Annotated in this window: 22 protein-coding genes; 8 read left to right on the plus strand and 14 right to left on the minus strand. The window is 62.2% G+C overall.

Translation table 11 applies throughout. The annotated features are described in order from the left end of the window. Positions 1 to 20 precede the first annotated feature (20 nt). Positions 21 to 1,310 carry an NAD(P)/FAD-dependent oxidoreductase gene (locus tag ACM6IM_RS09310; protein WP_414864945.1) on the minus strand — a complete coding sequence of 430 codons (1,290 nt, stop codon included), beginning with the start codon at positions 1,308 to 1,310 and terminating at the stop codon, positions 21 to 23. Between the two features lie 182 nt (positions 1,311 to 1,492). Further along, entirely contained in the window at positions 1,493 to 2,695 is a 1,203-nt protein-coding gene (locus ACM6IM_RS09315) for an NAD(P)/FAD-dependent oxidoreductase (protein WP_414864946.1), read from the minus strand. 252 nt (positions 2,696 to 2,947) lie between these two features. On the opposite strand from ACM6IM_RS09315, the gene ACM6IM_RS09320 reads away from it, so the two are divergent. Then, positions 2,948 to 3,514, plus strand: a complete 567-nt coding sequence (locus tag ACM6IM_RS09320; protein ID WP_414864947.1) for an RrF2 family transcriptional regulator — start codon at positions 2,948 to 2,950, stop codon at positions 3,512 to 3,514. Positions 3,515 to 3,517: 3 nt separating this feature from the next. On the opposite strand, the gene ACM6IM_RS09325 is transcribed toward ACM6IM_RS09320, so the two are convergent. After that, positions 3,518 to 3,853: a hypothetical protein gene (locus ACM6IM_RS09325; protein ID WP_192308383.1), complete on the minus strand. Its 336-nt coding sequence runs from the start codon at positions 3,851 to 3,853 to the stop codon at positions 3,518 to 3,520. A 91-nt stretch (positions 3,854 to 3,944) separates the two neighbouring features. On the opposite strand from ACM6IM_RS09325, the gene ACM6IM_RS09330 reads away from it, so the two are divergent. After that, positions 3,945 to 4,214 (plus strand): hypothetical protein, encoded by a 270-nt coding sequence (locus ACM6IM_RS09330; RefSeq protein ID WP_192308382.1) that lies wholly within the window; start codon positions 3,945 to 3,947, stop codon positions 4,212 to 4,214. A 61-nt stretch (positions 4,215 to 4,275) separates the two neighbouring features. Here the strand turns inward: ACM6IM_RS09330 and ACM6IM_RS09335 are convergent, their stop codons facing one another. Further along, entirely contained in the window at positions 4,276 to 4,464 is a 189-nt protein-coding gene (locus ACM6IM_RS09335; protein WP_192308381.1) for a DUF2188 domain-containing protein, read from the minus strand. A gap of 213 nt (positions 4,465 to 4,677) precedes the next feature. Here ACM6IM_RS09335 and ACM6IM_RS09340 point away from each other — a divergent pair, with 213 nt between their 5' ends. Then, positions 4,678 to 5,040, plus strand: a complete 363-nt coding sequence (locus ACM6IM_RS09340; protein WP_414864948.1) for an NUDIX hydrolase — start codon at positions 4,678 to 4,680, stop codon at positions 5,038 to 5,040. Here the strand turns inward: ACM6IM_RS09340 and ACM6IM_RS09345 are convergent, their stop codons facing one another. The 8 genes from ACM6IM_RS09345 to ACM6IM_RS09380 form a co-directional block, all read right to left on the minus strand. Then, on the minus strand, positions 5,041 to 5,814 hold the full coding sequence (locus ACM6IM_RS09345; RefSeq protein WP_414864949.1) for a 1,6-dihydroxycyclohexa-2,4-diene-1-carboxylate dehydrogenase: 774 nt from the start codon (positions 5,812 to 5,814) through the stop codon (positions 5,041 to 5,043). Between the two features lie 149 nt (positions 5,815 to 5,963). Beyond that, a complete protein-coding gene (gene benC, locus ACM6IM_RS09350) occupies positions 5,964 to 6,977 on the minus strand; it encodes a benzoate 1,2-dioxygenase electron transfer component BenC (RefSeq protein ID WP_414864950.1) in 1,014 nt (337 codons plus the stop codon). A gap of 10 nt (positions 6,978 to 6,987) precedes the next feature. Further along, positions 6,988 to 7,476, minus strand: a complete 489-nt coding sequence (gene benB, locus ACM6IM_RS09355) for a benzoate 1,2-dioxygenase small subunit (protein ID WP_414864951.1) — start codon at positions 7,474 to 7,476, stop codon at positions 6,988 to 6,990. Continuing rightward, the gene (gene benA, locus ACM6IM_RS09360) at positions 7,473 to 8,837 is read right to left on the minus strand and encodes a benzoate 1,2-dioxygenase large subunit (protein ID WP_414864952.1); all 1,365 of its coding nucleotides are present in this window, start codon (positions 8,835 to 8,837) and stop codon (positions 7,473 to 7,475) included. Before benA ends, benB begins: the two co-directional genes overlap by 4 nt. A 109-nt stretch (positions 8,838 to 8,946) precedes the next feature. Further along, positions 8,947 to 9,903, minus strand: a complete 957-nt coding sequence (locus ACM6IM_RS09365; protein ID WP_414865482.1) for an AraC family transcriptional regulator — start codon at positions 9,901 to 9,903, stop codon at positions 8,947 to 8,949. Between the two features lie 171 nt (positions 9,904 to 10,074). Then, positions 10,075 to 11,004: a catechol 1,2-dioxygenase gene (gene catA, locus ACM6IM_RS09370; RefSeq protein ID WP_192308375.1), complete on the minus strand. Its 930-nt coding sequence runs from the start codon at positions 11,002 to 11,004 to the stop codon at positions 10,075 to 10,077. Between the two features lie 55 nt (positions 11,005 to 11,059). Beyond that, the gene (gene catC, locus ACM6IM_RS09375) at positions 11,060 to 11,350 is read right to left on the minus strand and encodes a muconolactone Delta-isomerase (RefSeq protein ID WP_192308374.1); all 291 of its coding nucleotides are present in this window, start codon (positions 11,348 to 11,350) and stop codon (positions 11,060 to 11,062) included. 10 nt (positions 11,351 to 11,360) lie between these two features. Further along, positions 11,361 to 12,509, minus strand: a complete 1,149-nt coding sequence (locus ACM6IM_RS09380) for a muconate cycloisomerase family protein (RefSeq protein ID WP_201188836.1) — start codon at positions 12,507 to 12,509, stop codon at positions 11,361 to 11,363. 127 nt (positions 12,510 to 12,636) lie between these two features. On the opposite strand from ACM6IM_RS09380, the gene ACM6IM_RS09385 reads away from it, so the two are divergent. After that, positions 12,637 to 13,521: a LysR family transcriptional regulator gene (locus tag ACM6IM_RS09385; protein WP_414864953.1), complete on the plus strand. Its 885-nt coding sequence runs from the start codon at positions 12,637 to 12,639 to the stop codon at positions 13,519 to 13,521. A gap of 2 nt (positions 13,522 to 13,523) precedes the next feature. On the opposite strand, the gene ACM6IM_RS09390 is transcribed toward ACM6IM_RS09385, so the two are convergent. Both ACM6IM_RS09390 and ACM6IM_RS09395 read right to left on the minus strand, forming a co-directional pair. After that, entirely contained in the window at positions 13,524 to 14,423 is a 900-nt protein-coding gene (locus ACM6IM_RS09390) for a polysaccharide deacetylase family protein (RefSeq protein WP_414864954.1), read from the minus strand. A gap of 96 nt (positions 14,424 to 14,519) precedes the next feature. Further along, positions 14,520 to 15,467: an ABC transporter substrate-binding protein gene (locus ACM6IM_RS09395; protein WP_192308370.1), complete on the minus strand. Its 948-nt coding sequence runs from the start codon at positions 15,465 to 15,467 to the stop codon at positions 14,520 to 14,522. Between the two features lie 297 nt (positions 15,468 to 15,764). Here ACM6IM_RS09395 and ACM6IM_RS09400 point away from each other — a divergent pair, with 297 nt between their 5' ends. From ACM6IM_RS09400 to ACM6IM_RS09415, 4 genes are all read left to right on the plus strand, one after another. Beyond that, positions 15,765 to 16,751 carry an aliphatic sulfonate ABC transporter substrate-binding protein gene (locus ACM6IM_RS09400; RefSeq protein ID WP_414864955.1) on the plus strand — a complete coding sequence of 329 codons (987 nt, stop codon included), beginning with the start codon at positions 15,765 to 15,767 and terminating at the stop codon, positions 16,749 to 16,751. Between the two features lie 64 nt (positions 16,752 to 16,815). Further along, on the plus strand, positions 16,816 to 17,658 hold the full coding sequence (locus ACM6IM_RS09405; RefSeq protein ID WP_414864956.1) for an ABC transporter permease: 843 nt from the start codon (positions 16,816 to 16,818) through the stop codon (positions 17,656 to 17,658). Positions 17,659 to 17,662: 4 nt separating this feature from the next. Further along, positions 17,663 to 18,376 carry an ABC transporter ATP-binding protein gene (locus ACM6IM_RS09410; protein WP_414864957.1) on the plus strand — a complete coding sequence of 238 codons (714 nt, stop codon included), beginning with the start codon at positions 17,663 to 17,665 and terminating at the stop codon, positions 18,374 to 18,376. 40 nt (positions 18,377 to 18,416) lie between these two features. Further along, a complete protein-coding gene (locus ACM6IM_RS09415) occupies positions 18,417 to 19,097 on the plus strand; it encodes an SOS response-associated peptidase (protein ID WP_414864958.1) in 681 nt (226 codons plus the stop codon). The last annotated feature ends 103 nt before the right edge of the window (positions 19,098 to 19,200 follow it).

Genomic DNA, 19,200 nt, shown 5'->3' on the forward strand with positions numbered 1-19,200 from the left:
GCTTCCAGAAAATGTACGGTTCAAAGGCTGTCGCGCAACCGATACCAGGCCTTGCCGATGGCTTCCAGCGGCGCCGCCATGTACTTGCCACCCGGAAAACGGCCGTTGACCAGGCCCTGATACAACGCGAGCTCATCCGGCTGGCCGAGTATCGCGTCGGCAACAGCACGGGCACCAGCCAGGGTCGGCAGCACGCCGTGCCCCGAGTAACCCTGAAGCCAGTAGAGATCGCCGCGTCGACCGATATCCGGCGTACGCTTGAGCGTGAGATCGATGTGCCCGCCCCAGGCGAATTCCAGCTCCACCCCCTTGAGCTGAGGAAACACCCGCTCCAGGAAAGGTCGCGTTGCCGCAGCGATGTCTCTCGGCATGCCGCCCAGGTAGGTGCAGCCACCGCCAAACAGCAAGCGGTGGTCCGGCGTGCGGCGGAAATAATCGAGGACGAACTGGTTGTCGGTGACACAGGCATTGTTCGGCAGCAGCGCGGCGGCCTGTGCGGACGGCAGTGGCGCAGTCGCCACCTGATAGGTGCCGACGGGCAGCACGCAACTCGACAGCTGCGGGTCGAGCCGGTCCAGGTAGGCGTTGCAGGCCAGCACCAGTACATCGGCGCGAATACGCCCATGCTCGGTGGTGACCACGTACCGCCCGCCTTCCTCGCGATAGCCCAGCGCCTTGCTCTGCTCATGAATGCGCCCACCCGCGCCCTCGATGGCGGCGGCCAGGCCGAGCGCCAGCTTCAGGGGATTGAGGTGCCCGCCTTCGGGATCGAACAGGCCGGCCTGGTAACGCTCACTGGCGACCCATTCGGGCAATTGCTCGCGAGGAATGAACCGCAAACCGTCGTGCCCCCACTTGTGGGAGGCCTCGTGCTGCCACTCCGTCAGCAGACCCACCCGGCGCGGTAACACTGACGTCCAGAGATGACCGGGACGGTAGTCACAATCGAATTCATGCCGTGAAGGCAAAGCGCGCAGTTCCTGTGCGGCCCAACGCATGCCGTCCCACAGCCGACGCGCCCGCTCGTAACCCAGCGCCGTCTCAAGTGGCGGCATGTCGCACGACCACCCGAGGATCGCCTGACCGCCATTGCGCCCCGACGCCGCCCATGCCACGCGACTGGCCTCCAGCAGCGTCACGCGCTTGCCGGCCTGGACCAGTCGCAGCGCCGTATGCAGGCCGCTGAAACCGGCACCGATGATCAGCACCTCGGTGTCGTGCTCGCCCTCGAGAGCGTCGCGTTCGACCAGGTGATCGGCACAGGCGTGGGCGTAGTAGCTGGCGACATGCCGGGAGGATTGCTCAAACATGTAGAGGGCTCATGAAATTATGTTATTTAAATTTCATGAAAAAATACAGGTGATATTTCACAGAAGCAAGCACCTGTTGGAACGAGCTCGCTCGCGAGGGGCGCAAGGACAACGCGGACATCCAGGCAGTCAGCGTCATCGTTAACGTCCAGCGCGAGCAGGCTCGCTCCCGCAGGGGGATATCAGGCGATCGGGATCAGCGGATCGGCAGCGGCCCACGCGGCTTCACGGTTGGCCGCTGGCGGGTAGATCCACACGGTGTTGATCTGGGTTTTCAGGTTCTTGCCCTCTTGCCTGACCAGCTTGACCTGGCGATCCCAGCCCTCGGTGTACACCGCGCCCCAGGCACCCAGGTCCAGGCAAGTGACGTACTTGGGCTGGCTGTAGGGGAGCGCATCCACGCCCAGGATCTGGGCGGCAACGTTATTGCCCGCGTAGCGACCCAGCATGATCGCGTGCTGGCAGGTCATCAGCGCGTGGTTGCCAATATCGTCCGAGGCGGCGTAGGCCACATCGCCCGTGGCGAAGATGTCGTCCTGACCGATGACTTTCAAATGGCTGTCCACGTGCAGCCGGCCGAGGTGATCGCGCTCTGCCGGAATCTGCTCTGTCAGCGAGCTGGCGCGCACGCCGGTGGTCCAGACCACTGTCTGGGCCTCGATGCGCTGGCCATCGCTGAGATTGACGCCGTTGGCATCCACGGATTCCACCGACGCCTTCAAGTGCCATTTCACACCCGTTTCGATACTGGCTTCTTCGATCGACTTGGCAATTTCTTCCCCCATCGAGCCGCCAATCCGGTCACCGCGATCAACGATGATCACGTCGATGTCCGCCTGCTCACCGAGAATTGTCCGCAGACGTGCGGTCATTTCGGTCGCCGTTTCAATCCCGGTGAAACCGCCACCGGCGACGACGACGGTGTTGCGCGATTTGCTGTCCGGCAGGCTGGCCAGGGATTTCAGGTGATTTTCCAGGCGCACGGCCTGCTCGATCTGGTCGACGTCGAACGCATGCTCAACCACACCGCTGGTGGGCGGAATGGCAAGGCGGCTACCGGTGGCCAGAACGAGTTTGTCGTAGCTGCACACCTGTTTGGCACCCGATGCATCGATGTAGCCCACACGTTTTTGCGCAACGTCGATGCTGTCGGCAGTGCCCTTGACGAACTTCACGCCAACGGCATCGAGCAGGTCGCCAATCGGCGCAGCCAACTGGTGGGCATTCGGCTCGTAGAAACGCGGACGCACTCGCAGCTCGGCCTGCGGGGCCAGGACGGTGACTTCCACATCGTTGCGGTCATGGATATTGAACAGGCGAGTGGCGCTCACCGCCGTCCACATGCCACCAAAACCTGCACCGATTACCAGGATGTGCTGTTTCATCTTTAACGCTCCGAGAAGGCCGATCAATGATTATTAGAAGGTCGGGCATGGCCAGCGTCGACCGAACAACTACGACTGTATTGATCCTAGTTTGTTAAAGCAATCGGTTTTTCGCGATAGTGACTATCAAACCCTTCGATGCCCAGTCACAGAACGCGATCAAGGTATATTGGGTTTCGAAAGAAAAAGGCGATCGTTGCCTACTGAGCGAGCGGCTGCTAACATTTGCGACAACATTAGTCGGAGATTGACATGTCTCTTTACAGCGCGGGCGTTGAGTACGGCATTCACTGCCTGATTTTCCTGGTGGGCAATTGCGGCGACACCCGTGAGGCGAGCGTGCGCGATCTGGCGGAACTGCAAGGCGTGCCGCTGGACTATCTGGCGAAAATCTTCACCAAACTGGCCAAGGCAAAACTGGTGGTGGCGACCGAGGGTGTGCGCGGCGGGTTCAAGCTGGCGCGGCCTTCCGACGAGATCAGTGTGCTCGACATCGTCAATGCCATCGACGGACCGAAACAGATCTTCGAATGCCGCGAGATCCGTGGACGTTGCGCCCTGTTCGAAGGCTGCACGCCCGATTGGGCCACAGCGGGCCACTGCTCCATCCATGCCGTGATGCTGACTGCGCAAAAACGCATGGAGGAGGCTCTCGCCCAGCAGACGATTCTCGATCTGGCCAGGAGAGTGGGACGCAAGGCGCCCGCTGAGTTCAATGGCCAGGTCGATGAGTGGCTCAACGACCGGCGGGACAGGAAAAGCAGTGCCGGCCCGGCCAGGGACGATCAGTTGATCCCGGCGACCGAAGTCACCGATTGATCCTCACAGGCAATCGCGAACGGCTTCGCGCAACGCACCGGACTTGGCCCACGGCGGCCCCTGATACAGCGACACCCGGCTGCCGTCTTTCGACTTCACGATCTCGAGAATCTCATCGGCCGTGATGATGCCGGGCGCCTTGATCCGGTAGCCGTTGGAAATCCCGGTTTGCGTGGCCTTGGGCACTTCCTTCTGCCAGGCCGGCAACACACAGGCGGCGTACTCTTTGGGTGGCTTTTCACTGTATTTGCTGAGGTTTGGCTCACCCGGCACCACAGAGGCGGGCAAGGAGCATCCCGTCAACAACCCCGCTACGATTCCCGCCATCAAAGTCCGCATCGTGCTTCCTTGTCTGAAAAAAGAAAATGTAGCTCGTTGCCCAGGAAATCGGGACTAAAATTTCGTAGCTGAAAATGTTCAGGAGACCGTCATGTGGCTCAACGAATCTGAAAACGAACTCCGACGAGACTTGCAAGGCATCGCGTCCGACCTGAGATGGTCGGCGGTCGAGCTGTTGCGCCTGGCGGAACAGCTGCGCCAGGCGGGCAACGATGTGGATGCGCAGGCCGTACACAGGTTATGCGACCTGTTTCAGGGCGACGAACAACGACTGGCGGGGTACGCCGAGGAAGTGAAGGCCAAGACGATCAGCCGCAACAAACACGGCGTGACGGGTGACGACAAGGGTTCACCCTCATAAAAACCCGGTCATGCTGAAACACTGTGGGAGCGAGCAGGTTCGCTCCCACAAAAGCGACCCTTCAGCGGGCCGCGGGCTTTTTGGCTCGAGCCTTGTAGCCTGGCAGGGACGCCGCGAACGCCAACGCCTCCTCCCGACTGGCAAAGGCGGCCAGGCGATCGCCCTGGGTGCAGACCCGCCAGGGGCCGTTGTTCACGCTGACCACGTCATACCCGTTCATGTGCATCTTGTTCAGCATCGGAACGCTCATGAGCTACCTCCATTTCGATCCGGTTTCGTCACGCCTACCTTACACCCACTTTTCGCACCATTGCGGACCAGACGTCGCGACAAAATACCAACATCCAACCGCACTTTAGGTCCAGACCCCACCTCCAACCCTGCAGAACCCCCGAAAAACGGGCCCCGGCCTGAATATTGCATTTTTATGACAATATTGTGGCAATGAGCTATTAGGTAACACATGAAAGTACGTGCAACCGTCATCTGCGAGCAGGACCGGCACATTCTCCTGGTGCGCAAGCCCAGGTGTCGCTGGACGCTGCCTGGGGGAAAGGTCGAACCCGGCGAGACCATCGCTGACGCGGCCATGCGCGAACTGCAGGAAGAAACCGGGCTGGATGTGGACGATGTGCTGTACCTGATGCAACTGGAAACAGGCAACACCCGACACCACGTCTATGAGGCGTCGGTGCTGAACCAGGACGAGGCGCGTCCGCTGAATGAAATCTTCGATTGCCAGTGGTATCCGTTGAATGCGGTGCAGAACCTGGACACCAGCGAAGCGACCCTCAAGATCCTCAGGGCGTTTCAGCGTCGTCTGTAGTCAACCCAGGTCACCACCCCCCACCGGCAGGGTCACGCCCGTGATGTAGGACGCCTCGTCGCTGGCCAGGAACAGGATCGCCCCCGCCTGTTCATCCAGCGTGCCGTAGCGCTTCATCAAACTGCTGTCGAGGGTCTGGTCGACGATTTGCTGGTACCAGACTTTTTCCTCCTCACTCTGCGGCGCGCTGTTGCGCGCAATCACCCGGGGCGGTGCTTCAGTACCGCCCGGTGCCGTCGCATTGACCCGCACCCCGCGCCCGGCCGTCTCGAACGCCAGGCACGCGGTCAATGCATTGACCCCGCCTTTCGCCGCACCGTAGGGCACACGATTGACACTGCGGGTGGCGATGGACGACACGTTGACGATCGCGCCACTGCCCTGCTCCAGCATGTACGGCAATGCGGCATGGCAGCACCACAGTGTCGGAAACAGTGAACGGCGAACCTCGGCCTCGATCTGCGACGCCTGGTAATGCTCGAACGGCTTGGCCCAGATCGTGCCGCCGACATTATTGACCAGCACATCGAGCCGACCGAAGCGCTCGATGGCGGTTTGCATCACCCGACTGCATTCCTCGTATTGCTCGAGGTCGGCAGTCAGCGCCAGCACCTGGCAGCTCACCGCCAGTTGCTGCTGCACCTCGAACACCCGTTCGGAGCGATCCACCAGAATCAACTTCGCCCCTTCCGCCGCCAGACGCTCGGCCACGCGCTGGCCGATGCCCTGGGCAGCGCCCGTGACCAGCGCGACTTTTTCGTGAAATCGGTTCATGTGTACCTCAAGGATTCTCGGACGAAACAAGACCCCGTGGGAGCGAGCCTGCTCGCGATGAGGGTGTGTCAGTCAGCATGGGGATGCCTGTGAAACCCTCGCGAGCAGGCTCGCTCCCACAGTGGCGATACCGTTGATTGGCGCGCGGCTCACGCCGCGCTGGCAGCGAATTTCTCGTAGTAGAAATTCGCCGGCCGGATGCCCTGCTCGCCGAGGTAGCGGCTCACCGCGTCGACCATCGGCGGCGGGCCGCACAGGTAGACGTCGACGTCGCCATCGTTCAGGTGCCGTGGCTCAATGTGCTGGGTCACGTAGCCCTTGAGCGGATGCTGGCTGTCGGGGCTGGCCACGCAGGCGCTGTAGGTGAAGTGAGGGATGCGTGCGGCAAGGGCTTCCAGACGATCCAGTTCCACCAGGTCGAAATCGTGGGTCACGCCGTAGATCAAATGCAGCGGATGTTCACTGCCCTGCTCGGCGATTTTCTCCAGCATCGCGGTGAACGGTGCGAGCCCGGTGCCACCGGCCAGCAGCAACAAGGGCCGTCGGATCTCCCGCAGGTAGAAACTGCCCAGGGGGCCGGCCAGGCTCATGCTGTCGCCAGCCTTGGCCATGCCGGTGAGAAACCGGCTCATCAGGCCACCCGGCACGTTGCGAATCAGGAAACTGACTTCGCCGTCGCGCTGCAACGAGCTGAACGAATAGGCGCGGGTCTGCTCGCTGCCGGGAATCCCCAGGTTGACGTACTGCCCCGGCAGAAACGCCAGCTTGCTCAAGGACTCGCCCTTGATCGACAGCGCAATGGTGCTGTCGGACAACTGGCGCACCGCACTGATGGTCGCCTCGTAGCTGGCCTGGCGGGTGCGGCACACCTCGGAGGACGTCGGCACCCGCACCACGCAATCGCTCTGCGCGCGCATCTGGCAGGTCAGGACAAAGCCCTGTTCCGCCTCTTCCGGGCTGAGGGCATCTTCGATGTACTCCTCGCCCAGGTCGTACTGGCCGGCCTCGGCGAAACACTTGCAGGTGCCGCAGGCACCGTCGCGACAGTCCAGCGGGATATTGATGCCTTGGCGATACGCGGCGTCGGCCACGGTTTCGCCCACGTTGGCGTCGATGAAACGGGTGACGCCGTCTTCGAAATTGAATGCAATGGAATGAGTCATGACGCCGGCCTCACAAGTGATAGACATCGATGACCTGCCGAACGTAGTCGTTCTTCAGGATCACTTTCTTGGTCTTGATCAGCGGGCTCTCGCCACGCACGTCCAGGGTGTAGAAACTGCTGCCGAAGTAGCTGTCGACGGTCTTGTAGCGAAAGCTCAGGGTGTGCCAGTTGAAGCGCACCTTGCACAGTCCGTCGGCCTGCTCCAGCAACTCGATGTTGCTGATGTTGTGCGAGGTGCGGGTGTCCGGCACGCTGGCGCTGGAACGCTCGGTCTTGATGCGGAAGATGCGGTCTTCCAGGCCGGTGCGGTCGCCGTACCAGATCAGCGAGATTTCCCGCTGCGGGTCTTCGGTCAGCTCGTCGTTATCGTCCCAGGACGGCATCCAGAAGGTCGCGTCGGGGGCGTACAGCTCCAGCCATTCATCCCATTGCCGGTCATCGAGGTAACGTGCTTCGCGATAGAGAAAGTCGCGCACGCGGTCATGGTCAATGTTCATTGCACATCCTCCACCGCGATCAACTTCGCCTGTTCGCTGGCCAGGGCCGCGAGCATGGTTTGTTGCCAGTATTTGTGTTGCAGCACGAACAGGCCTTCGTCTTCGGTGCGCACACCGCTGAGCAGCGGGTGCAAGTCGATTTCCCGGGCGGCCTCGTCGGCGCCTTCGATCCAGTGCTCGGCGCCTCGGGACATGTCGTTCCAGGTGGTGACACTGCCCTTGTAGCTGGTCTGGCAGGCGCGGAATTCCTCCAGGTCGTCCGGTGTCGCCATGCCGCTGACGTTGAAAAAATCCTCGTACTGGCGAATGCGGCTCGAACGCGCATGGTCGCTTTCGCCTTTGGGGGCGATGCAGTAGATGGTGATTTCCGTGCGATCCACGGAGATCGGCCGGGCGACGCGGATCTGCGAGCTGAACTGGTCCATCAGGTACACGTTCGGGTACAGGCACAGGTTGCGCGAGTTCTCGATCATCCAGTCGGCGCGTGCCTTGCCGAAATCCTGCGCCAGCTCATCGCGACGCTCATACAGCGGACGATCCTCGGGGTTGGCCCAGCGGGTCCAGAGCAGCATGTGGCCCTTGTCGAACGAGTAGAAACCACCGCCCTGCTTGGCCCAGCTGCCGGCGCTCATGGTCGGGTTGCTGTCGCCGGCCTCGCGCTGTTTGCGCTGGTTCTGAGTCGCGGCGTAGTTCCAGTGCACGGAGCTGACGTGGTAACCGTCGGCGCCGTTTTCGGCGGTGAGTTTCCAGTTGCCTTCATAGAGGTAGCTGGAGGAACCGCGCAGCACTTCCAGGCCATCGGGCGATTGGTCGACGATCATGTCGATGATCTTCGCCGACTCGCCCAAATGCTCGGCCAGTGGCAGGACATCCGCCTTGAGGCTGCCGAACAGAAAGCCCCGGTAGGATTCAAAACGCGCCACCCGGGTCAGGTCGTGGGAGCCGTCGCAGTTGAAACTCGACGGATAACCGGCATTGGCCGGGTCTTTGACCTTGAGCAGTTTGCCGGAGTTGTTGAAGGTCCAGCCATGAAACGGACAGGTGTAGGAGCTTTTGTTGCCGGACTTGTGCCGGCACAGGGTCGCGCCGCGATGACTGCAGGCGTTGATAAAGGCATTGAGCACACCGTCCTTGTTGCGCGCGATGAAGATCGACTGGCGCCCCATGGTGGTGGTGTAGAAGTCGTTGACGTTGGGGATCTGGCTTTCGTGAGCCAGGTACAGCCAGTTGCCTTCGAAGATGTGTTGCATCTCCAGGTCGAACAGGCGGGGATCGGTGAACATCTCGCGCTTGCAGCGATAGAGGCCTTGTTCGGGATCGTCTTCGAGCAGGGCTTGAAGGTATTCGGGTCGCAGGGTCATGGCCGCCGCCTCCATTGTTATTGTTCAGGCAGGGCCATGCTAGGACGGGGCGATGGGGCGGACTATCCGCGGGGTGCAGACCTTTATCCGGTTTGTGCAGGGGCTGGCGTCAACGGCGCTTGAGGGTGTCGGACGGCAATTCGCCGAACTGCTTGCGGTAGCTGTCGGAGAAGCGTCCCAGGTGCAGGAAGCCATAATCCATGGCCACCTCGGTGATGTTGCGCACGTTGCAGGTCGGGTCGCTGAGGCAGGCGTGGATGCGCTCGAGGCGCTTCTGGCGGATGTAGTTTTTCGGCGTGGTGTCGGCGTTGCGCTCAAACAGGCCATACAGCGAACGCACGCTCATGTGCGCCTGGCGCGCCAGTGCTTCGCTGTCGAGGTCGTGCTTGAGGTGCCGGGCGATGTAGTCGGCGATGGCGTCGAATGCCGCAGCCTGCGACCCGCCGTCCAGGCGACTGACATTGGTCTGCATCAGGCTGAGCATCTTGCTGACGATGATCTGTGCGTAGTGCTCCTGCACCCTGGGCATCGGCTCACTGGCTTCGGCTTCCTGACAGATCATTGCCAACAGGCCAACAAAACCTTCCAGTTCGTGCAACTGGTAACGGTTCTCCAAAAACCGCACGCCCTGCCCCGGATAACGCCAGCGCTGCTCGTCGCACACCGATTCGAGCAACGACGTCGGGACCTTGAGGATGAATTTTTCGCAATCGTCGGAGTACGTCAGGTCCACCGGATCGTCGGGGTTGATCAGCAACAGTTCGCCGGGGGCGAAGTAATGTTCCTGGTGGTGCCCACGCCACAGGCAATGGCCGCGCAGCAGCACCTGCAGGTGATAGACGCTCTCCAGCGCACCGGAGGTGACCCGCACACTGGCGCCATAGCTGATGCGGCACAGGTCGAGCGAGGAAAACTTGCGGTGATTGAGGCTGGCCAGCGGACGCCCGGTGCGCGGCATCAGGATGCAATGGTTGCCGACATGCTGATTGACGTAGCCCGACACCGCATACGGGTCGGCCTGGTCGAACACGGCGCTGCGCTGACTCAACAGTTGCGCTTGCATTATCGGTTACTCGAGTTGTCGTTATGGGGTCATTCTGGGGCAAACGGCGTAGCGGTGTGTCAACGGACTGATCAGCGGGGGCAGCGCCCTCATCGCGAGCAGGCTCGCTCCCACGGTGGAATGCGTTTCCCTGTGGGAGCGAGCCTGCTCGCGATAAGGCCATCAGCCGCGACATCAATCCTCGAGCGCGCGAACCCGCTCGTGCCGCTGCTGCTCCTGCGGCTGAGCCGAAGACTGCAGGGTGAAATCGAAGTCGATTTCGGCAAACCGACCGCTGACACCGTGGGCTGCCGCTCGCGCCGGATCTTCACTGAAGGTGATGTTGGCGATCAGCTCATCCCGGGTGGCGTAGGCGAAATCGTCGTGCAGGTATTGATCGCCGTCGAGGTTGATCTGGGTGGTCAGGTGACGATGGTCTGGCGCCGAGATGAAGAAGTGGATGTGCGCCGGGCGCTGGCCGTGACGACCCAGCTGGTCGAGCAGTTGCTGGGTCGGACCGTCCGGCGGGCAGCCGTAACCCGAAGGTACGATGCTGCGAAAGCGGTAACGGCCTTCGGCGTCGGTGACGATCCGGCGACGCAGGTTGAATTCCGATTGCGTGGTGTCGAAGTATGAGTAGGTGCCACCGGTGTTGGCGTGCCACACATCCACCACCGCGCCGGCCAGCGGTTCGCCGGCCGTGTTGAACACCCGGCCTTGCATGAACAGGGTCACACCCGGATCGACGCCATCGTCCAGACGCGCTTCGCCTTGCGACAGCGGCGCGCCTGCCACGTACAGCGGGCCCTCGATGGTGCGCGGCGTTCCGCCGGACTTGCCGGCCTGTTCGTCTTCGGCGTCCATCAGCATGTCCAGGTAATGTTCCAGGCCGAGCCCGGCCACCACCAGCCCGGCCTCCTGGCGCGCACCCAGCACGTTGAGGTAGTTGACGGCTTTCCAGAACTCTTCCGGGGTCACCGCCAGGTCCTCGATGATGTTCACCGAGTCGCGCAGGATGCGATAGACCAGCGCCTTGACCCGTGGGTTGCCGGCGTCATTGAGCAGGCCGCTGGCCTCCTCGAGAAATTTCTGGGCGTGGGCAGTGTGGGAAATCTTGACGTTCATTTGGGTGGGTTCCTCATCTTGTAATTATGGGCGTAGCGGGCTGAACAGGCTGGGGTCAGCGGTCGTCGTCACGAATCGAAGAAGGATGCCGGCACATCGCATCGATTTCGATGGTCATGTATGGGAACAGCGGCAACTGCATCAGCAGGTCATGCAGCTCCTGGACGCTATCGACATCGAACACGCTGTAGTTGGCGTAGTGTCCGGCGATACGCCACAGGTGGCGCCACTTGCCTTGCTCCTGCAGACGCTGGGCCAGGGCCTTCTCGTCGGCCTTGAGCCGGGCGGCGGCTTCGGGATTCATGTCGACCGGCAAATTCACGGTCATCTTTACGTGGAACAGCATAGTGCTCTCCTCAGGCGGGATGAATGGCAGTGGATGTTTTGTCGCGACGGAAAAACGCCAGGCGTTCCTCATCCAGGCTCAGGCCCAGACCCGGCGCGTACGGCACCTGCAACTCGAAGTCGCGGTACACCAGCGCTTCGCCAAGAATGTCTTCGGTCAGTAGCAGCGGGCCGAACAGCTCGGTGTCCCACGCCAGTTTGTTCAGAGTGACAAAGGCGTGGGCCGACGCCAGGGTGCCCAGGCCGCCTTCGAGCATGGTGCCGCCGTACAGGGCGATACCGGCCGCTTCGGCAATTGCGGCCGTGCGCAGCACCGCACGCGGGCCACCGTTCTTGGCGATCTTCAGGGCAAACACCGAGGCCGCGCCTTCGCGGGCAAGATTGAACGCATCCTCCACGCATTCGATGGACTCGTCGGCCATGATCGGTGCCGGGCTGATGGCATTCAGGCGCACCATGCCGGCGCGGTTGTTGCGCGAGATCGGCTGCTCGATCAGGTCGATGCCGTTGCTCCCGAGGATCCGGCAGGCCCGCAGCGCCACCGCTTCGTCCCAGGCCTGATTGACATCGACCCGCACGCTGGCGCGGTCACCCAGGGCTTTCTTGATCGCAATGACATGTGCCAGGTCACGGTTGACTTCGCCCGCCCCGATTTTCAGTTTGAAGATGCGGTGGCGACGCAGGTCGAGCATTTTCTCGGCTTCAGCGATGTCCTTTCCGGTGTCGCCACTGGCCAGGGTCCAGGCCACCGGCAGCGCATCGCGCACGCGGCCGCCGAGCAGTTCGCTGACCGGCAGGCCCAGGCGTTTGCCCTGGGCGTCGAGCAATGCGGTTTCGATACCGGACTTGGCGAAGGTGTTACCACGGATGCTGCGCTCCAGGCGCAACATCGCGGCGTTGACGTTGGCACTGTCCTGGCCGATCAACAGCGGTGCGAAGTGCGTGTCGATGTTGGTCTTGATGCTGTCCGGACTCTCGTTGCCATAGGCCAGGCCACCGATGGTGGTGGATTCACCGATGCCTTCGATGCCATCGGCGCAGCGCAGGCGAATGATCACCAGGGTCTGGTTCTGCATGGTGTGCATCGCCAGTTTGTGCGGGCGGATGGTCGGCAGATCGACGATGATCGTCTCGATCGACTCAATGGCGGTTGCAAGCATTTCGATACCCATCAGGTTCTTAAAGTTCTGAACCCGATTCTGGTACGGCTTTTTTCCGGAGGCCAATATAGAATTGGTCTGAATTGATACCTTAAAGGTATGCATTCAACCGATAAAGTGAGGCCCCATGGAATTGCGTCACCTGCGGTATTTCCAGGTATTGGCTCAAACGCTGAATTTCACCCGCGCCGCCGAGCTGCTGCACATTGCCCAGCCGCCCTTGAGCCGACAGATCCAGCAACTGGAGGATGAGCTGGGGGTGTTGCTGCTCGAGCGTGGACGACCGCTGAAGCTGACCGACGCCGGACGGTTCTTCCATGAACATTCCACCGCGTTGCTCGAGCAACTGGGCAAGGTCTGCGACAACACGCGGCGCATCGGGCTGGGTGAAAAGACCTGGCTGGGGATCGGTTTTGCCCCCTCGACCCTGTATGGCGTGCTGCCCGAACTGATCCGCCGCCTGCGCAGCGGCGAGCCGCTGGAGCTGGAACTGGGGCTGTCGGAGATGACCACGCTGCAACAGGTGCAGGCGCTCAAGGCCGGGCGAATCGACATCGGCTTCGGCCGTATCCGCATCGACGACCCGGCCATCATCCAGACCGTATTGACCGAAGACCGCCTGGTCGCCGCCCTGCCCGCCGGTCATCCACTGCTGGCCGGCCCCGTCAGCCTGCGCGAGCTGGCCAGGGAACCCTTCGTGCTGTACCCCGGCAACCCGCGTCCCAGCTACGCCGACCATGTGATCGCCCTGTTCGAATCCCAGGGCGTGAGTATTCAGGTGGCGCAATGGACCAACGAACTGCAAACCGCCATCGGGCTGGTGGGCGCGGGCATTGGCGTGACCCTGGTGCCGGCCTCGGTGCAGTTGCTGCACCGCGACGACATCGGGTTCACCCCGTTGCTGGAAGACAACGCGACGTCGCCGATCATCCTCAGCCGGCGCGTGGGTGACGGGTCACCGGGGCTCAATCATTGCCTGTCAATGATTGAGCAACTGCAGCCGCCAGCGTGAAATCAGTGACTGTCGCCATCCCAGATCCAGTTCCAGATTCCCGGCAGCTTCACCGCTTGTGAACCGTCGCGAACGGTGCGCGCCATGGCCGCCCGTTGCAATTCGGCCTGGTCGTCGTAGAACGGCTTCTGCGCGACGTTCATCCCGGTCGCCTGCGCGCTGTCGAGAAGGATCTGCAGGTACTCGCGGGCATGCCGGGCGGTGTAGCGATTGAGGTCGTGGAAGGTCACCACCACCGGGATCACGCCGTCGACGGTCGGCAGCTCCCCCGCGGCGATGCGCTCGCGCACCTCGGACATCGAACGCAGGAAATGCGCTCGCCGCCGTGGGCTGGCGTTGACCCCCCAGACCTTGCCGTCATTGGCGCTCAGGTCGGTCAGCAAGACGTGCAGGCCATGCTGCCGATAAGCGGCGAACACGCGTTTGTCGTAGTTCCAGAACGGCGGCCGCACCAGGGTCGGCGGCGCACCGGTGATCGCGGCGATGTCGGCGCTGCCTTTGCTCAAGGACTGGTCCAGCTCCAGAGGACTCAGGGAACGGTGATTGGTGTGCCAATGCGTCGCCGTGTGGAAGCCCAGGATCTGGCCCTCGGCGTGTTCGCGGCGCATGACTTCGCGGCCGATGTCGCTGTTGCCGGCCCGTGGCGCGCCGGTCTGCACGAAGAACACCGCCTTGAGATTCGGTTGCACCGGGTTGTCGGCCAGGCTGTCGAGCACCGTCAGCGTCGGATTCCAGAAACTCGAGGCACTGGGCCCGTCATCGAACGTCAGCAGAAAGCGGATCGGCGCCTGCCCGCGCAGTCGCTGTTCGGTCTGCGGGGTCATTTCGATGGGCGCGGCGATGCACCCCAACAGCCCGACGGCAATGGCGAATGCGCAAAAAATCCTGAACAGCTGTTTCATGGTGTGCCCTGGGCCAGACCTTGGGCCCGCACGGAGGTGCGGGGCGCGGGTTGGATCAGGGTACACGGGGTTTTGTTCCGGTGCTGCCGGCCTTTGTTACGGGGTTAACGCAGGCTGGAAGGATCCGTCGATGATCGGCGCCGTCGCCAGTGCCGCCGGCAATGCCTTGACGCTGAACAGGAAGTCCGCCGTGCTTTGCAGGTCCTTGGCCGCCTGGGCGTCCACCGGGCCGATGGTCATGTGCGCCTGGCGCAGCCAGTGGCGCGAAACGTTTTGATCCAGATTGGCTTTCTTCGCCCACAGGTCAGCGTATTCGTCGGTGTGGTTATCAACCCAGGCCCGAGCCTTTTTCAGGCGCACCAGGAAGTCGGCGATGGCCTCGCGTTTACTGTCGATGGACGGGGTCGATGCAGCGATGGCGCTGAGGCCGGGCATGAGGTTCTTCGCGGTGAGGATCGGTCGGGCGCCGGAGAACAGGATCTGCTGGGAAATGTAGGGTTCCCACACCGGAAAGGCATCGATGCTGCCCTGGGGCAGCGCGGCAGCGGCATCGATCGGCATCAGCTTGATGAAGTCGACGTAGTCTTCCGGCAGGTTGGCCTGTTGCAACGCACGCAGGGTCAGTTGCTGGCTCCAGGCGCCGGGCCAGTAGGCGACTTTCTTGCCCTTGAGGTCGGCGATGGTCTTGACCGGAGAATCCTTGGGCACCAGCAAGGCGATGGTGTCCGGGTTCTGCCGGGATACGCCGATCAGCTTGACCGGCGCCTGCTTGGCGGCAAGAAACAGGAACCCCGAATCGCCGAGAAAACCCAGGTCCAGCGCCCCGGTATTCAACGCCTCGGCCAAAGGCGCGGCCGCCTGGAAGTGCTTCCAGTCGACGGTATAGGGCGCCCCTTCCAGCACCCCGGACGCCTCCACCGAAGCACGGACGTTGTAGTAGTTCTGATCCCCGACGTGCAGGACAACGGGATCGGCGGCGTACGCCGTGGGCGCGGCCAACAGCGCGCTGGTCAACAGACCGCGGACAAAGCGGGACAGGTTCATCGGGGCGTTCCTTGAGGGTGAGTGGCATAGACCATAACGCTCTTACAGATAGCTTTTTAAATTCTATTTCTGAATAAGCTCATGACGCCCAGCGCTCACTGTTGGCCCAGCAACAGTGGCTGGGCAGAGTGTTTGCCGGGCAACACCTGCGACCTCTTCACGCCAGCGCCAAGGCCGGGAAATCCGCGGACCGGACGATATGGCACAGAGCCTGCAATATTCCATTTAAGTAGGGACTCTTCATAAAAAACTATTTTTCAGAAATAAGAAAATCAACGCCTTGCCGGAGCCGCTTTCATGACATCCACCTTCCGTTTTCCCGTCGTCAGCTCGTTGCTGACGGCGTGCGCCCTGGTCTTCAGCCTGCAATCCGTAGCGCGGGCCGCTGAAGCGCCGCCCGCCGAAGTGCATCTGGACTACGCCTATTACTCGCCGGTCAGCCTGGTGCTCAAGCACCAGGGTTTCCTGGAAAAGGCCCTGCCCCAGACCAAGGTCACCTGGGTGCTGAGCCAGGGCAGCAACCGCTCGCTGGAGTACCTCAACAGTGGCGGCGTCGACTTTGCCTCTTCCGCGAGCCTCGCCGCCGTGCTCAGCCGCGCCAATGGCAGCCCGATCAAGTCGGTCTACGTCTACAGCCGTGCCGAATGGACCGCCCTGGTGGTGCGCAAGGATTCGCCCTACAAGACCGTCGCCGACCTGAAAGGCAAGAAGATCGCCGCCACCAAAGGCACCGACCCGTACCTGTTTACCCTGCGCAGCCTGCAACAGGCCGGCCTGAGCAAGGACGATGTGGAACTGGTGCACCTGCAACACCCGGACGGGCGCACCGCGCTGGAGAAAGGCGACGTCGACGCCTGGGCCGGTCTCGACCCGCACATGGCCGCGAGCGAGGTCCAGGCCGGCTCGCGCTTGCTGTACCGCAACAGCCAATTCAACAGCTATGGCGTGGTCAGCGTCACCGAGCGCTATGCCAAAGAGCACCCGCAGGCCATCCAGACCGTGCTCAAGGCCTACGAGCAGGCACGGGAATGGGCGGTCAAAAACCCTGACGAACTGGCGAAACTGCTCGCCAGCGAATCCGGCCTGCCCCTGGAAGTGGCCCAACTGCAACTGTCGCGCACGGATCTGAGCAGCCCGCAATTGACCGCCAAGGACGTTATCGCCTCGAAGGCCGCCGCGCCGATCCTGGTGTCCGAAGAACTGGTGCGCCGTGGGGTGAACGTCGATCAGGTCATCGACCAGTTGATCGACACCGGTTCCAGGGAAGCCGTGGCTCGTCAGTAATTCACCGCCTACGGGTAAGACCGAATCCGCGCCCGCCGCGGATTCGTCGTCATTGGAGAACCCCATGACCAGCAAAAGCAAAACCCTGCCCCTCGAACTGCCGGCAGCCCGCCGCGCCCCACTGGCCTTGAGCAATGCCTGGCGCTTGCGTCTCAAGGGCCTGGCCCTGCCAGTGCTGATTCTTCTACTGCTGGAATTCGTCGTACGCATCGGCTGGCTGCCGTCTTACCAGATGCCGGCCCCCAGCGAAATTGCCCTGACCCTCGGCGACCTCGCTGAAGGCCCGCTGTGGAAACACATCAGTGCCAGCCTTCTGCGCGTAGTGCTGGGGTTCGCCATCGGCGCCAGCCTGGCGCTGATCTTTGCCGCCTGGGTCGGTTTGAGCCGTGAGGCCGAAGCGTGGCTGGAGCCGACCTTTGCCGGCCTGCGTTCGATTCCGAGCCTGGCCTGGGTGCCGTTGTTACTGCTGTGGCTGGGCATCGACGAAACCTCGAAAATCGTCCTGATCGCCATCGGTGCCTTCTTCCCGGTGTACCTCAACGGCGTCGCAGCGATCCGCAACATCGATCGCAAACTGGTGGAGGTCGGGCAAATGTACGGCTTTAGCCACCTGCGCCTGGTCCGGCGGATTCTGCTGCCCGCCGCCCTGCCCGGCCTGTTCACTGGATTGCGCAGCGGCATGAGCCTGGCGTGGATGTTCCTGGTGGCGGCCGAACTGATCGCCGCGACCAAAGGCCTGGGCTACCTGCTCAGTGACGGTCGCGAAACCTCCCGCCCGGACACCGTGCTCGCAGCCATCATCGTGCTGGCGCTGCTGGGCAAACTCAGCGACGGCGTGCTCGCCGGACTGGAGAAGCGTTGGCTGACCTGGCGCGACACCTTCAACGGCCAACGTGCAGAGGACTGAGCCCATGACCGATCATCTGTTGGACATTCGCGTGGAGCGCAAGACCTTCGCCGCCACCACCGTGCTGCAAAACATCCACCTGCAACTGCAACCCCGGGAAACCGTCAGCCTGCTGGGCCCCAGCGGTTGCGGCAAAAGCACCCTGCTGAGGATCGTCGCCGGGTTGGAAAAGGACTTCCAGGGCGAACTGCGCAGCACCGCCGGAGAAGTCGCGTTCGTGTTTCAGGAAGCCCGCCTGATGCCCTGGCTGACGGTGGAGCAAAATATCGGTTTCAGTGCCGATAGCCATTACGACAAGGCCTGGGTCGCACAACTGATCGAGGAAGTCGGCCTGGGCGGTTTCGCCGATGCCATGCCCAAGGCGCTGTCCGGCGGCATGGCGCAGCGGGTCGCCATTGCCCGCGGCCTTTACTCGCGGCCCGATGTATTGTTGCTCGACGAACCCTTCAGCGCCGTGGACGCCTTCACCCGGATGAAACTGCAGGACCTGCTGCTGCAATTGGCCGAACGTCATGCCATCGCCCTGTTGCTGGTGACCCACGACGTCGACGAAGCGCTGTACCTCAGCGACCGGGTATTGGTGATGGACAATCGCCCCAGCAGCATTCGCCAGGAAGTGGCCGTGCCGCTGGCCCACCCCCGTGATCGCCGCGATCCTTTGCTGGCGCAGCTCAAGGCTCTGTCGTTGACCGAGCTGCAAAGGGCGCACGTGATCTGACGTGCGACTATGCTCAAACCTCCAGGTGGAGGATTGGGCGATGTGCGGTCGACTGTCGCAATACCGGGGCATCCACGATTTCGTTGCGGTACTGAGCATCCCCGACGCACTGATCAACCCGGTCGGTGAACAGCCGCTGGCCCGTTACAACGCCGCCCCGACCGATCAACTGGCGTTGTTGCACCTGGAGGATGACGGGCTCAGGGCCGACAAGGTGCGCTGGGGATGGCGGCCGCACTGGGCGAAAGACCGGGCGGCGCCGATCAACGCGCGAATCGAAAAGGTCGCCCATGGCCCGTTCTTCCGCGCCATCTGGCCGCACCGGGCGATTGTGCCGATCGATAACTGGTTTGAGTGGGTCGATACACCAGGGAAAGCCCGGCAGCCCTGGTTGATCCGCCGTCAGGATCGCGCACCGATCCTGTGTGCCGCCATTGGTCGCTTTCCCGCCCACGATACCCCGCCGCGAGAGGACGACGGCTTCGTGATCATTACTGCCGACAGCGCCGGTGGCCTGCTCGACATTCATGATCGCCGGCCCGTGGTGTTCTCACCGCAACTGGCGCGCGAATGGCTCGACCGCGCCACGCCTCCCGAACGGGCCGAACAAATGGCCTTGTTTCAAGGAGAGCCCAGCGAAGCGTTCGAGTGGTACCGGGTTGGCAAGGCGATCGGCAACGTCAGGAACCAGGGTGCTGAACTTATCGAGCCACTGCCATGAACTTATCAATATCGCCAGGGAGACGATCATATTTAACAACCGCGCCTACTGATCAACTAGGCCAACTTGCTCATGAGTGTTTCATCCAAGTAACACCGATGAA

The organism is Pseudomonas sp. IT-P12, assembly GCF_949767465.1.
Classification (GTDB): domain Bacteria; phylum Pseudomonadota; class Gammaproteobacteria; order Pseudomonadales; family Pseudomonadaceae; genus Aquipseudomonas.

Coding starts and splice junctions, on each gene's coding strand:
- ACM6IM_RS09310 (WP_414864945.1), bottom strand. CDS start 1,310: ATGTTTGAGCAATCCTCCCGGCATGTCGCCAGCTACTACGCCCACGCC.
- ACM6IM_RS09315 (WP_414864946.1), bottom strand. CDS start 2,695: ATGAAACAGCACATCCTGGTAATCGGTGCAGGTTTTGGTGGCATGTGG.
- ACM6IM_RS09320 (WP_414864947.1), top strand. CDS start 2,948: ATGTCTCTTTACAGCGCGGGCGTTGAGTACGGCATTCACTGCCTGATT.
- ACM6IM_RS09325 (WP_192308383.1), bottom strand. CDS start 3,853: ATGCGGACTTTGATGGCGGGAATCGTAGCGGGGTTGTTGACGGGATGC.
- ACM6IM_RS09330 (WP_192308382.1), top strand. CDS start 3,945: ATGTGGCTCAACGAATCTGAAAACGAACTCCGACGAGACTTGCAAGGC.
- ACM6IM_RS09335 (WP_192308381.1), bottom strand. CDS start 4,464: ATGAGCGTTCCGATGCTGAACAAGATGCACATGAACGGGTATGACGTG.
- ACM6IM_RS09340 (WP_414864948.1), top strand. CDS start 4,678: ATGAAAGTACGTGCAACCGTCATCTGCGAGCAGGACCGGCACATTCTC.
- ACM6IM_RS09345 (WP_414864949.1), bottom strand. CDS start 5,814: ATGAACCGATTTCACGAAAAAGTCGCGCTGGTCACGGGCGCTGCCCAG.
- benC (WP_414864950.1), bottom strand. CDS start 6,977: ATGACTCATTCCATTGCATTCAATTTCGAAGACGGCGTCACCCGTTTC.
- benB (WP_414864951.1), bottom strand. CDS start 7,476: ATGAACATTGACCATGACCGCGTGCGCGACTTTCTCTATCGCGAAGCA.
- benA (WP_414864952.1), bottom strand. CDS start 8,837: ATGACCCTGCGACCCGAATACCTTCAAGCCCTGCTCGAAGACGATCCC.
- catA (WP_192308375.1), bottom strand. CDS start 11,004: ATGAACGTCAAGATTTCCCACACTGCCCACGCCCAGAAATTTCTCGAG.
- catC (WP_192308374.1), bottom strand. CDS start 11,350: ATGCTGTTCCACGTAAAGATGACCGTGAATTTGCCGGTCGACATGAAT.
- ACM6IM_RS09380 (WP_201188836.1), bottom strand. CDS start 12,509: ATGCTTGCAACCGCCATTGAGTCGATCGAGACGATCATCGTCGATCTG.
- ACM6IM_RS09385 (WP_414864953.1), top strand. CDS start 12,637: ATGGAATTGCGTCACCTGCGGTATTTCCAGGTATTGGCTCAAACGCTG.
- ACM6IM_RS09390 (WP_414864954.1), bottom strand. CDS start 14,423: ATGAAACAGCTGTTCAGGATTTTTTGCGCATTCGCCATTGCCGTCGGG.
- ACM6IM_RS09395 (WP_192308370.1), bottom strand. CDS start 15,467: ATGAACCTGTCCCGCTTTGTCCGCGGTCTGTTGACCAGCGCGCTGTTG.
- ACM6IM_RS09400 (WP_414864955.1), top strand. CDS start 15,765: ATGACATCCACCTTCCGTTTTCCCGTCGTCAGCTCGTTGCTGACGGCG.
- ACM6IM_RS09405 (WP_414864956.1), top strand. CDS start 16,816: ATGACCAGCAAAAGCAAAACCCTGCCCCTCGAACTGCCGGCAGCCCGC.
- ACM6IM_RS09410 (WP_414864957.1), top strand. CDS start 17,663: ATGACCGATCATCTGTTGGACATTCGCGTGGAGCGCAAGACCTTCGCC.
- ACM6IM_RS09415 (WP_414864958.1), top strand. CDS start 18,417: ATGTGCGGTCGACTGTCGCAATACCGGGGCATCCACGATTTCGTTGCG.